This is a genomic window from Nitrospira sp., assembly GCA_024760545.1.
Classification (GTDB): Bacteria; Nitrospirota; Nitrospiria; order Nitrospirales; family Nitrospiraceae; genus Nitrospira_D.
Map to the genome: position 1 here is coordinate 3,399,321 of CP060501.1, position 13,006 is coordinate 3,412,326.

Here is a 13,006-nt window from a genome sequence, read left to right on the forward strand (position 1 = left end):
TTCGATGTTGATGGAATCGATCGCGTGGGCTGAAGGAACGGGCGGAGGCGGATCGGCCGCCAGCGGAGGTGCTGGAGGGATCTTGTCGCTGATCCCGTTCCTCCTGATCTTTGTCATTTTTTATTTTCTCCTGATCCGGCCTCAGCAGAAGAAACAGAAGCAGCAACAGGCATTGTTGGACGCTTTGAAGAAAGGCGATAAGGTCGTGACGACGTCTGGAATCTGGGGAACGATCACCAACCTCGGGAAGGAGACGGTCACCCTGCAGATAGCCGATAATACCAAGGTCAAGATGCAGCGTGAAAATATCGCGCGAGTGCGCGGAGAAGATGAAGACAAAGAGAAAGACAAAGAGAAAGAGAAAGAGAAAGAGAAAGAGAAAGAGAAGGACGCGTAGGTCAAAAACGGGATAAGAGGTCGCGGACGAGATGAAAAAAGTAGGTGGGCGCTTATGGTTGTTGATCCTGGTGCTTGTGGGGTCGGTCGTGGCATGTCTTCCGTCATATCAGCCTTTCTATCAAGCGTTGCCCGGTTGGCTGAAGGGAGTATTGCCGAACAAGGGCATTACGCTGGGTTTGGATCTGCAGGGCGGTATTCATATGGTGCTGGAAGTGGATGAGGACCGTGCCGTGGAGATCGCCGTGGACCGTTCTGTCACCGCGTTGCAGGATCTCCTCGCCGAGAAGTCCATCGCGGTCGCCTCGGTCAAGCGAACCGGTCATGACCAAATCACGATTCAGCTGCAGAATGCCGACGCAAAGGCTCCGGCTCAAAAGGTCGTCGACAACTTTCCCATTTTCGCTGAGAAGGAATCAGCAGGGTCGACTGCGACCATCGTGTGGGAGCTTCGTGAGGCGGAAACCAAGCGGATTAAGGATTCGGCTATCAACCAAGCATTGGAAACCATCCGAAATCGGATCGATCAATTCGGCGTTGCGGAGCCGATCGTTCAGCGACAGGGGTTGAAGCAAATCGTTGTTCAGCTGCCCGGTGTCAAGGACCCGAAACGCGCCAAGGACTTGATCAAGGAAACGGCGCTGCTCGAGTTCAAAATGTTGGATGAAGATATTCGGCTCGATCTGCCGGTCCGCATTCCAAAGGATAAAGAAGCTGAGGTGCTCCAGCAATTTGCAGGCAAAGTGCCTGAGGGAGACGAGATTTTGTTCGAACGAGTGGTCGATAAGGACACGGGCTTCGAATATCACGTTCCCTATGTGGTCAAAAAGCGGGTCATGCTGACCGGCGATGTGCTGAGCGATGCGCGGGTCGCCATCGGCCAATTCAACGATTCGTACGTGTCCATCACCTTTGATTCCAAAGGCGGGCAGGAGTTCGAACGGATTACAGGTGAAAACGTCAAAAAGCGCATGGCGGTCGTTCTCGATAACAACATCTATTCGGCGCCGGTCATTCAAGAGCGTATTTCGGGGGGACGCGCTCAGATTACCGGGAGTTTTACGACGCAGGAAGCCAATGATTTGGCGATCGTTCTGCGGGCCGGCGCGTTGCCAGCGCCGCTGAAGATCGTCCAAGACCTCACAGTCGGGCCGTCGCTCGGACAGGATTCCATCGACAAAGGCGTCAGGGCGACTCTGATCGCGGGGGCTATGGTCGTCGTCTTCATGATCGTGTACTACCGCTTGTCCGGGCTGATCGCGGATTTTGCCCTAATCTTGAACCTGGTGTGCCTGATGGGTGCGCTGTCCGCGTTGACCGCCACGTTGACCCTGCCGGGCATCGCCGGCATCGTGCTGACGATCGGAATGGGTGTCGACTCCAACGTCTTGATTTTCGAGCGCATTCGAGAAGAACTGCGTGGGGGCAAGGCGGTGCGATCAGCGATCGATGCGGGGTACGACAAAGCGTTGCTGACGATCATCGACTCACACGTCACGACGCTGATCACCGGCGTTGCTCTGTTTCTATTTGGAACCGGTCCCATCAAGGGGTTTGCCGTGACCCTGTGTTTGGGTATTGCCATCAATCTCTTCACGGCATTGGTCGGGACAAAAGTGATATTTGATGTGTTGTATCAGCGGCAGAAAGTCGAAGCGCTGAGCATCTAACCATGAAGCCGTCGGCAATCAGCGTTGATGGGGAAGCCCAAGGTTATCAAAAGGGAGCGCGCATGTTAGAGATTCTCGGGAAAACCAACATTGATTTCATGGGCAAGCGCAAGTTCTCCTTTCTCTTTTCAGGGATCATGGTCGTGCTTGGGCTCATTGCCCTCGTCCAAATTGCTCGGGGCGCGGCCAATTTGGGGATCGACTTTGCCGGGGGGACAGCCGTCCAACTCAAGTTCGAACAGCCGATTCGGATCGATGAGGCGCGTAAGGCCTTGGAAACGAGCGGGTTGAACGATGCGGAGTTGCAGGAATTTGGACAGGACAACAAGCTGCTGATCCGAGTGAAGGCTTCAACGACGATCGAAGAGAAGATTGCGGAACGTGTGGTGGGAATCTTCAGCAAGGAGTTTCCAAACAACAAGTTCGTGGTGGACTCGACGACTGAAATCGGGCCGGCCATCGGGAAGAAGCTTCAAGAAGATGCGCTTGTGGCCATCGTCGTCTCATTTGCGGGTATTATTCTGTACATTGCGGCGCGTTTCGAACTTCGATTCGGTGTCGCGGCGGCGCTGGCGACGTTTCATGACGTCCTGGCCGTGATCGGAGCCTTCTACATCCTGGACAAAGAAATTACCCTCTTGATCGTGACGGCGCTCTTGACCCTGGCCGGATATTCCCTGACCGATACCGTCGTCGTGTTCGACCGAATCAGAGAGAATCTGAAGTTGCGCCGCCGTGAGAGCGAAGAAGCGACAATCAACAGCGCCATCAATCAAGTGTTAAGCCGCACAATCGTTACGAGTTTGACTGTCGTGATTGTCCTCATTCCCTTGACTCTCGCCGGCGGAGAAGTTTTGCATGATTTTTCGCTTGCGCTACTCTGGGGGGTGATCTTCGGCACGTATTCTTCCGTCTTCGTCGCGAGCCCACTCCTGCTCCTGTGGCCAGGAACGCCGGGTCGACTCTTGAAACGCAGCTGAGCGAATGGTGGAATAGAGCGTCGTGTGTCGCTCCTATCTCTCCGTGGTGTAATCATGGCACTCTGGAGCCGGTCTCACAGTCTCCAGCAGAAGATCATCGCAGCGATTGTGATGGTCGGTCTCCTGCCGCTTACCCTCCTGCTGGCCCTGATCTATGTAGAAGAACGGCGTGCCTTGCGTGAGTCGACGGGGACGAATTTCAAGGAAGTGGCTGTCGAAGCCGCCCGTCGGATCGAAATGCACGTCACCCGGGGCATGAACGAAGCCCAGCAGCTTGCGACCACGCCCTTCCTTCGTACCGCCGTCTCGGAAGCCAACCGGACGTACGAAGGCAAGGATGCTCAGAGTATTTCGGAGATCATCAAGGATTGGCAACAGCGGTGGGGACAGCGTGACAAGCGAAGCGAGTTCCCGCTCTTCGTCAACCGAATTGTGACCAATTACTTGATCCGATGGCACGAGATTCGAAAATCTGATTATGTCGGCATTTTGGTTGCCGATGGACAAGGCGCGTTGGTCGTCAGTTCTATTCCCCAGGTTGAATACTCCTATGCCAAGACAGCCTGGTGGCAGGCGGTGGTGAGGGGCGGCAGCCAGCAGCCCTACGTGAGCGAAATCGCCTTTGATCCCGCCTTTGGCACGCACGTGGTCGTCGTCGCGGCGCCGATCCTTGATGATCAACGCCGGTCTGTGATCGGAACCGTGGCCATCCTGCTTCGGCGCGACACATTGTTTCAGTCCATTGCCGAAGCGTCGTTCGGTGCGACGGGTCATGCCATGCTGTTGGCTTCAGACGGGGGCGTCGTCATTTGTCCTGTGCTCGGGCCTGAGGCCCACTTCGTCGACGCGGAATTGATCAACGCGCTGAGCGGGACGAAACCAGGATGGGCCCTGGCTGCCGACGATTCGCATGGCAGCAAGAATGCCCTCATCGGGTTTGCGCCGGTGCGATTTGCCGATCAGCTCGCAAACGGTAGTCTCGGCGGGAAACATTGGAGCACGGTCGTGCGTCAGGATCCAGGGGAAACGTTTGCCCCGCTAGGTGAGTTGATGGCCAAGGTCTTGTCGCTCGGCGCAGTGGTGCTGATCGGGCTTGGAGGAATTGGGGTCGTCGTTGCCCGCCGAATCGCAAGGCCGATTCGGTTACTGCAGGAGGGCGTGCAGCAGATCGGGAGTGGCCGCTTGGAGCAGCGATTGGAGTTGAAGACCGGCGATGAAATCGAAGGACTTGCCCAGGCCTTCAATCAGATGGCGCACAATCTCCAACGTTCGTTCGGGCAGCTGGAGCAGCGAATGACCGAAGTCCGACAGTTGGAGGAGAAATATCGCGATCTGATCGAACATGCGCCGGAGATGATCTGCCAACTGGATCGAGGCGGTCGGCTGGTTCACATCAATAAAACCGGGCTCGATAAACTGGGGTATACGCACGACGAAATGATGGGCATGAAGCTATGGGAGTTAGTTCCCAGCGGACGGGAATCGCAGGTGTTGCATTATCTCGAGCGGCTCGTCTCGCAGGGGCAAAGTTCAATGGAGACGGTCTTGTTGGCCAAGGATAGTCGGCCGATCGATGTGGAAATTCATGCGACCGCGCTCTTCGATCAAGCGCGAGGCGGGCTGGTCCACTCCCGTGCCTTCGTGCGGGATGTCACCGAACGGCGCCGGTTGGAACAGGAGCTGCAGCGGTACACGGTCGGGTTGGAACAGGCGGTTTCCGAGCGTACACGGCAGCTGACGGTATCCCAGGCACGGTACAAGGCTCTATTCGATTTCGTGGCTGATTCAGTGTTTATGGTGAGTGCCACGGGGGCGGTTGTCGCCGTGAATGAGCGGGAAGCGCAAGTGCTGGGCTATGGCGAATCGGAGATCATCGGGAAACACATTCTCGACATCGTGCCGGATGCCTATCATCAGGCTTTCAATGACTGGTTGTGCGATGTGAGCACGGAGCAGCGGCAAGTCGCTACCCAGGAAATCACTGTGTACCACGCCGATCGGCATGAGATTCCGGTGGAAATGGACTTGATTCGGGTAGGTGGGACCGAACAAGGGCTCGTGATGGTGCAGCTCCGAGATATTACCGATCGAAAAAAGCTCGAGCGCCAACTCCAATCATACCGCGAAGACCTCGAACTGAAAGTCAGAGAGCGCACCAGAGAAATCGAAGACACAAAGCAGTATTTGGAGAATCTGCTTGAGAATGCCAATGACGTCATCTATACGCTCGATCTGGATCAGCAGTTCACCTATGTTAATAGCAAGGTCAATGCCTGGGGGTATCGCAAAGATGATCTGATCGGCCGTCCGTATCTCTCCCTCCTGTCGCGGCGTCATCGGGGGCGTCGCCTCAAGAATACGTTGGATATCGGTGCCAAGCAGGTGTACGAGGTCGAGGTCGTCACTCGGCTGGGCGAGGCGCGTGCCGTCATGGTCAGCGTCTCCCCTCTGCAAGGGGCCGACGGCGAGATCCTAGGAGTGCTCGGCATCGCGCGCGATATGACGGAGACCAAAAAGCTGGAGCGACAGATTCGGAATGCGGAAAAACTGGCCTCTATCGGGAAACTCGCGGCGGGTGTGGCCCATGAAATCAACAATCCTCTCGGCGGAATCCTCAACTGTCTCTACAACCTCCGAAAAGGCACTCCGTCGCCGGCACGCCAAGAAGAATACTGGGCTTCTATGGAACATGGTGTCCGGCGTGTGCAGAAGATCGTTCGCCAGTTGCTCGATTTCTCACAGCAGCACGAACCCGAATACAGCCCTGCCGATATCAATCGCATTGTAGAGCAGGTGCTGGCGCTGACCACCCATCTCTTTGCTCCCAACCAGATTCGATTGGAAACCTTCCCAGGTCATGGCTTGCCCAATGTGATGGTCGATCGGCATATGATTGAACAGGTCTTGATGAATTTGATCTTGAACGCGGTGCAAGCGATGAAAAATGGAGGAGTTCTGACGATTCGGACATCCGTGGCCGAGGGGGTTTGCCGTGTGGACGTGCAGGACACAGGATCGGGGATTCCCGCGTCAGTCCTCCCACGTGTCTTCGATCCCTTCTTTACGACGAAAGGTGAGGGGGAAGGGACGGGACTTGGCCTCTCGGTCAATCTTGGCATCGTGGAGCGCCATGGTGGAAAAATCTTGGTTGAGAGCGAGGTCGGGAAAGGCACGACATTCACGCTGTGCCTGCCCGTGTCGCGAGAGCGTTCCTTGGCGGAGAAGGAGGCATGAAAGGCTTGAGCATTTTGCTGGTCGACGATGAGCCCTTGATGCGCCTCTCGATGACCGATGCATTGGAGGCCGTAGGCTGTGAGGTTCGAGCGGCGTCTTCCGGCTCGGAAGGGATCGAAGCGATTCGGGAGAAGACTTTTGATTTGGTCATCACTGATCTCCGGTTGCCGGGTGCCGATGGATTGACGGTGCTCAAAGCGGCCAAAGACAAAGAGCCCCGGACCGAGGTATTGGTGATCACCGCGCATGGATCCGTGGAAACAGCCGTCGGAGCCATGAAACTAGGCGCGTTTGATTACATTACGAAGCCGTTTCAGATGGACGAATTGCTGCTGATCGTCGAACGAGTCAGCGGCGTGATTGCGTTGCGTCGGGAAAATCAGGACCTCAAGCACCAACTCGAGGACAAGTTTTGTTTCAATGGTATTTTAGGGGCGAACAGTCAGATGCGCGCGGTATTGGACAAGATCAAGCTGGTGGCTGAGACCGACTCGACCGTCCTGATCGTCGGGGAAAGCGGAACGGGCAAGGAACTCGTCGCCAACGCGCTGCACCAAAACAGCTCGCGGAACGGATACCCGCTGATCAAAGTCAGCTGTGCCGCGTTGCCTGAAACGCTGCTGGAAGCGGAACTGTTCGGCCACGAAAAAGGCGCGTTTACGGGTGCGCTGCGTCAGCGCCGGGGACGGTTCGAAATGGCCAACCGGGGCACCCTTTTTCTCGATGAAATCGGGGAAATTTCGACGGTGGTGCAAGTGAAACTCTTGCGCGTCCTGCAGGAGCGCACCTTTGAACGCGTCGGGAGCAATGAGCCGATCGAAACGGATGTGCGGCTCGTGTGTGCCACACAAAAAGACCTGCGCAAAGAAGTGGCTCTTGGGCGATTTCGTGAGGACCTCTTCTACCGACTCAATGTCGTCCCGATCGTCGTTCCTCCGCTCCGGCAACGGCAGGAAGACATTATGGTGATTGCCGAGCATGTTCTGGAAACGTGTGCGCAGAGGCTCAACAAACAGCTGCGTGGGTTTTCCCAGCAAGCTCGTGAATTGTTGCTTCGCTATTCGTACCCGGGAAATGTGCGGGAGTTGGAAAACATGGTCGAACGGGCCGTGGCGCTCGGACGCGACCGGACGACGGTCCAACCCGCAGATCTCTGCGGGTTTCAGTCCTGCCCGTACCTGGGGGGTGTTCCACAGGAATCCTGTGGATTCTGCAGCGAAGGGTTGACCGGGGGAAAAAAGAAAAAAGGTACGGCTCTGACCTCGCTCGCCGCGGCGCGAGAAGGCTTTGAAAAGGAATACATCGTCTCCGTGTTGGAGCGTGTCGAGGGGAGTCGTACGACCGCATCGAGAATCTTGGGATTGTCCCGAAAAGCCCTCTGGGAAAAGTGTAAACGCTATGGCATCCCCTCCGCTCATAGCGACGGCGAAGAGGATAGCTAACCCTCCCCTGCTCGTCGCACCGGCCGGAGTCTAAACTGTCGTATGATCACAAAAGAGGGGTGTGGTGTTTGGCTGTGCGTATGTAACCTACTTGGTGGAGGGATCTGGATCATGAAGTCATGGCAGCGTGCTATCAATGTTTCATTGGGCATTGCGTTCTGCGCGGCAGTTGCCTATGCAGCTGAACCCGCCGAGGTGGAAAAGTTCGTCAATGCGCGGATTGAAATCGGCGAGATGATGACGGACTATGTCAAGAGTGGAGCGGGCTATGGTGAAGGGCAGCGACCGTCACAAGAACAAATGCGACAGATTGGGGCGGATATCAATACCAAGCTGACCACTGTTCTCGCAAAACACGATCTAACGCTCGACGACTATCGCAAACGCAGCCCCGAGGTATTTGCAGACGATGCAGCGGTCAAGCGCTATCTTAACGAGCATCCGGACCTCAAAGTACGCTACGAGGCGCTTCCGCTGGACCGAATGGGGCGTGGCGGTAGTACGGGGCGGGGGTACTAAGCTCGATGACTGTTTCAATAGAAGAATGCCTTCCTCTCTCTAGGTCATTCCCCAGGGTTGTTTCCAGATAGAAAGGCCGTTCGCCCTGAAATATAAGCATCTGGGTCGGTCAGGAGTGAAAGTCAGTCGGCTCTGTCTCGGCACGATGAATTTTGGACCGCAGACGGCCGAGGCGGACAGTTATGCCCTGATGGATCGGGCCTTGGAACTCGGCATCAACTTTTTCGATACGGCGAACGTGTATGGCTGGAAACTCGGCGAAGGGTGGACAGAGCAGATCATCGGCCGTTGGTTCGCACAAGGTGGAGGCCGTCGAGACAAGGTCGTGCTGGCCACTAAAGTGTATGGCCGTATGGGCGAATGGCCGAATCAGTCGCGCTTGTCGGCCGTCCACATCAAACGAGCGTGTGAGGACAGCCTTCGACGGTTGAAGACTGACTGGATCGATGTGTATCAGATGCATCATGTCGATCGGGACACACCGTGGGAGGAAATCTGGCAAGCGATGGAGCAGTTGGTGAGGGAAGGAAAAGTCGTGTATGTGGGCAGCAGCAACTTTGCCGGGTGGCACTTGGCCCAGGCCCAGGAATCCGCCTGTGGCCGCAACTTTCTGGGGTTGGTGTCGGAGCAGAGTCTGTATAACCTGACGCAGCGTACGATCGAATTGGAAGTCATCCCCGCTTGCGAGGCCTATGGTATCGGACTGATTCCGTGGAGTCCACTGGGACGCGGGCTCTTGGCTGGTGTTCCAGAATCCGCAGATACCGGGCGTCGATCGGAGGCGGACGTAAAAGAAGAGGCGGTCAAGTTGCGTCCGAAACTCGAAGCCTATGAGGCGCTGTGCGCTCGGATCGGTGAACGACCGGCGGATGTTGCGATAGCCTGGCTGTTACATCAACAAGCAGTGACGTCGCCGATTATTGGACCTCGGACGATGGACCAGCTGGAGGGATCTATGCGGGCATTGAGCCTTACTCTCGGCAGCGAGACTTTAAAACAGCTGGATGAGCTCTTTCCTGGTCCTGGTGGACCCGCGCCGGAATCCTACGCCTGGTAGTCTGTCCATTTTCCGGCTCCTGCTAAGTTCTCTGCTCTTTCCGGCTGAGTCACTTGCGAGTATGGATGCCTTAGGTTATCCTGTACAAGGATACTCTAAGATCATTAAGGAGAAACATGCATGGATCTCCGTCGCCAGCAGCGGTTTACGGTCTGTCTTCATAGTATTCTTTCAGGCCCTCGTCGAGAAGAATGGGTCGGCACAGTGATGAACCTTTCAAAAGGTGGCTGCCTCATTGAGGTGGACGGGCAGGTTTATTCGGGTATGCAGGTCTCACTCCGACTCGACGTTCCCGGAGGGACGACGCCGATCCTTGTCGCGCGAGCAGCGGTGCGCTGGAGCCGAGGACGGGGGGTCGGCTTAGGCTTCATCACCGTGGATCAACCTCATCAAGAGCGATTGGATCAGCTTCTTGAACGGCTAAAACAGGAGCTTCAATGACTTGCTATTCCGTCGATGAAAGCATACAGACCACGTCTGTGAAATGCCATTTGGCTCTAGTTACCCTAGATCTTTTTTCCGACCAGTGGAGCCTTCTTTCTTGCCCCAAGTCCTTGACAGATACGAAACCACGCTCCTGACGCAGAGAACCGCAATCCCCAGAAAAATCTTCATCCTGTGGATAGCGATCCGAACGATTGAATTGAGCACGACTACGTAGTCGTGCTGCTTCGACGGAGGGAAGAGATTGCTAGGAAATGCGTGAAAGCATTCAGAAATATGCTGCTGAATACTATTAGTTGTGGTTCGATACAGGTGATGCAGACGCCTAAAAAATAGGCAGTTTGATAAATAAACGCGTCAATCGTGCCATCTTTTCCCTCGAAGGGGACTTGTTCACAAGGTTATCCACAGAAGGTGGGGAGTAAATTTTGAGGCATTAACATACTTGACTCATCACGCCACAATTAGGGGGATAACTAGGGGCAGTGTACAACTATAAGACACTGGGTTGGAGGAAGATTTTCCTATCAGGCATACGAGGGCGCGTTGCCGTGCTTCCATTTGATGCTGCAGCCGATACTGGCCCGTTGCGCGCCATCGACCGGTTTGCCTGCCAGAACTGCCTCGATCGCGTTTCGTAAGTCGCGCCCTGTGACAGGTCGGTTGTTTCCAGGACGGCTGTCGTCGGGTTGGCCGCGATATACCAACCTCCGGTCATAATTGAAGAGATAGAAGTCCGGCGTGCAGGCGGCTTGATAGGCTTTTGCGACTTCTTGGGTCTCGTCGTGGCAGAATGGAAATGTAAGGTCCAAACGTTGGGCCATTTCTTTGAGTTTTGGCGGCGCATCGTCGGGATATCCGACCGCGTCGTTGCTGCTGATGGCCAGAATGCCCAAGCCTGTCTCCAGATAGTCTCGCCCAATCTTTGCGATTTCCTGCTCGATATGCACCACGTACGGACAATGTCTGCAGATAAACATGATCAGGAGCGCGGTTTTCTCGGCAAATGAGTCGAGCGAATAGACCTGCCCCTTCACCACATCGTGTAGGGAAAACGGCGGTGCAACTGTTCCCAAGGGGAGCATAACGGATGGTATTGCCACGATGGTCGTCCTTCCCAACAGTTGTAGGGGAGAAGATGCCGCATTGTCTGTAATAGCGTCAAGTGCCCGGCGACTGGAATGGAAGGTTTCTTGCGCCATGGATGAGGTGGAGGATAAGCTTCCTATGCGTCTTCTTAGTACGGCGGGCGAAGAGGGGATGGTTGTGGGTAGACAGGCGAGAAAAGAGGGGGGTGACGCATGGTCGTTATTGGGCTACTGGTCCTGCTTGGATTTCCGGTTGTGGTGCAGGCCTATGATGAACCGAAGCCGGAGATACCGTCCTTGACGGTCAGTGAAACCGGGATACTGGCACTTGCTCCGGATACGGCGTTCGTCACCTTCGGCCTGGAGACTCCAGGTAAATCGCTTGCTGAGGCCCAACGTCGGAATGCCGCCGTCATGAGCAAAGTCATGGACCAGTTTCGGGATTTGCAGATCGAGAAGGAGCGGATTCAAACCTCGTCATTTACGGTGACACCACAGTATCGACCGCCGTCCACCCGTCCCGCCCCAGCGCCGCCTGCTACTCCAGAAATCGTCGGCTACATCGTCAGCAACATGGTGACAGTGGAAATCCGAGCCCTCGACAAAGCCGGTACGATCATCGAGGAAGTCTTGAAGGCCGGCGCAAACAGCTTTCAGGGGTTACATTGGGGATTGCGCGACGAACAACCGGTACGGCTCAGCGCATTGAAACAGGCGGCCGTCAAGGCGCGTGAAAAAGCAGCAGTCCTGAGCGAGACGTTACACGTGAAACTCGTACGGGTTTTGTCGGTGAGCGAGGGTGGCCATGTCGTCCGGCCTGCGGCTCACGTGGCACGCATGGCTCTGGAAACTCACGCAGGTTATGTGCCGATCTCGGCAGGCGAGCTGAAGGTCGAGGCGTCGGTGACGCTGGTCTACGAAATCGCTCCGAATTGAGCACGGGCCTTTATTCCACCGCCGCCGGTCCCCCTTCCCACAGCTTGACCGTGCGGTCCCATGAGCCGCTGGCGAGGCGTTTGCCGTCGGGGGAAAAAGCCAGACCCCGGACTCCACCACTGTGGCCTTTCACGGTGCGGAAATTCCGGCCGGTGGCCAAATCCCAAAACTTAATCGTCTGATCGTCGCTGGCGCTCACCAAGACCTTTCCGTCCGGCGACACCGCAAGATTCCGAACCCAACCCTTGTGGCCGGTGAGGGTTTTTTTCTCGACCACGTTCGGCATCTCGAACAGCTTGATGGTGGTGTCTCGGCTGCCCGTGATCAACAGTTTTGCGTCCGGAGTAAAGATCATGGCACCGATCCAGTAGTCCATCGGTTTTTGGAATCCGCCGTCATCCTCGACAAAGTAACCGCGAGTCTCGGTGGAATCTAACTCGTCTCGCCGCCAATGGGCGTTGTGGAGAATCTTTTCCTCGCCGCTCGGGAGCACTTCCCACACCTTGATTTTCCCGATGTCGGTTCCGCTGGCGAGATGAATGCCGTCCGGTGAAAACGCCACGCAGACCGACCAGTGGTGGTCGTACTCATCCTTTCCGAGCAATGTCATCAGCTCGGTGCCGGTGGTCACTTCCCAAATCTTGATGTCTTTGTTATGGCTCCCGCGCGCGAGCATGAGGCCGTCCGGCGAGAGCGAGAGGCTGCAGACATTATGATCGTAACGTGTGAACAGCAGCTTCATCGGCTCGCCGGTCTTACCATTCCATAACCGGATGGTGCGGTCCTCACTCCCGGTGGCGAGGAGCTGCCCGTCCGGCGTGAAGACGATGGCACGAATGTCGTGGGTGTGGCCCCGAAGGGAGCGCAGTAGCCGGCCGGTTTCGATATCCCACATACGCACGAGGCGTTCGGCGCCGCCGCTGGCGAGTGTCGATCCATCGGGTGAAAAGGCGACTGCCCAGACTCCATGCGAATGGCCGCGGAACGTTTTCACTTCCCGGCAATCGGTCGTCCAGTATTCTACGAAATCGACGGCAGGCACAGGTGCGGCCGCCGTTTCAGAGGAAGCATTCACCAGCGAAGAGGTCATCGTCGGCTCCAACATCGGTAATCTTCTTTTCTTGGCCGCCTGGTCCTTGATTGGCCATCAGCCCGGCCAGTATAATTCCCTCGGTTATTTGGATCGTAAGAGATGCCTCGCGGCCAAGTCAAGCCGACGGTGGTCTTCTCGAGCCGCCAA

11 protein-coding genes are annotated in these 13,006 nt (G+C 56.0%); 9 read left to right on the forward strand and 2 right to left on the reverse strand.

What is annotated here, in order from left to right; all coding sequences use genetic code 11:
- Positions 1-10 precede the first annotated feature (10 nt).
- The 8 genes from yajC (at position 11) to H8K03_16165 (ending at position 9,739) form a co-directional block, all read left to right on the forward strand.
- The gene (gene yajC / locus H8K03_16130; GenBank protein UVT22513.1) at positions 11-397 is read left to right on the forward strand and encodes a preprotein translocase subunit YajC; all 387 of its coding nucleotides are present in this window, start codon (positions 11-13) and stop codon (positions 395-397) included.
- A 31-nt stretch (positions 398-428) separates the two neighbouring features.
- Positions 429-2,066 (forward strand): protein translocase subunit SecD, encoded by a 1,638-nt coding sequence (secD, locus tag H8K03_16135; protein UVT19311.1) that lies wholly within the window; start codon positions 429-431, stop codon positions 2,064-2,066.
- 62 nt (positions 2,067-2,128) lie between these two features.
- Positions 2,129-3,046: a protein translocase subunit SecF gene (secF, locus tag H8K03_16140; protein UVT22514.1), complete on the forward strand. Its 918-nt coding sequence runs from the start codon at positions 2,129-2,131 to the stop codon at positions 3,044-3,046.
- 54 nt (positions 3,047-3,100) lie between these two features.
- The gene (locus H8K03_16145) at positions 3,101-6,280 is read left to right on the forward strand and encodes a PAS domain S-box protein (protein UVT19312.1); all 3,180 of its coding nucleotides are present in this window, start codon (positions 3,101-3,103) and stop codon (positions 6,278-6,280) included.
- Complete coding sequence (locus tag H8K03_16150) at positions 6,277-7,722, forward strand: sigma-54-dependent Fis family transcriptional regulator (GenBank protein ID UVT19313.1); 1,446 nt, start codon at positions 6,277-6,279, stop codon at positions 7,720-7,722. Before H8K03_16145 ends, H8K03_16150 begins: the two co-directional genes overlap by 4 nt.
- Before the next feature lie 111 nt (positions 7,723-7,833).
- Positions 7,834-8,241 carry a hypothetical protein gene (locus H8K03_16155; protein ID UVT19314.1) on the forward strand — a complete coding sequence of 136 codons (408 nt, stop codon included), beginning with the start codon at positions 7,834-7,836 and terminating at the stop codon, positions 8,239-8,241.
- Positions 8,242-8,326: 85 nt separating this feature from the next.
- Entirely contained in the window at positions 8,327-9,298 is a 972-nt protein-coding gene (locus tag H8K03_16160) for an aldo/keto reductase (protein ID UVT22515.1), read from the forward strand.
- Between the two features lie 120 nt (positions 9,299-9,418).
- Positions 9,419-9,739 (forward strand): PilZ domain-containing protein, encoded by a 321-nt coding sequence (locus H8K03_16165; GenBank protein UVT19315.1) that lies wholly within the window; start codon positions 9,419-9,421, stop codon positions 9,737-9,739.
- A 530-nt stretch (positions 9,740-10,269) separates the two neighbouring features.
- On the opposite strand, the gene H8K03_16170 is transcribed toward H8K03_16165, so the two are convergent.
- Positions 10,270-10,944: a thioredoxin family protein gene (locus H8K03_16170; protein ID UVT19316.1), complete on the reverse strand. Its 675-nt coding sequence runs from the start codon at positions 10,942-10,944 to the stop codon at positions 10,270-10,272.
- A 99-nt stretch (positions 10,945-11,043) separates the two neighbouring features.
- On the opposite strand from H8K03_16170, the gene H8K03_16175 reads away from it, so the two are divergent.
- Entirely contained in the window at positions 11,044-11,766 is a 723-nt protein-coding gene (locus tag H8K03_16175) for an SIMPL domain-containing protein (protein ID UVT19317.1), read from the forward strand.
- 10 nt (positions 11,767-11,776) lie between these two features.
- Here H8K03_16175 and H8K03_16180 read toward each other — a convergent pair whose 3' ends face one another.
- On the reverse strand, positions 11,777-12,856 hold the full coding sequence (locus H8K03_16180) for a WD40 repeat domain-containing protein (GenBank protein UVT19318.1): 1,080 nt from the start codon (positions 12,854-12,856) through the stop codon (positions 11,777-11,779).
- Positions 12,857-13,006: the final 150 nt, after the last annotated feature.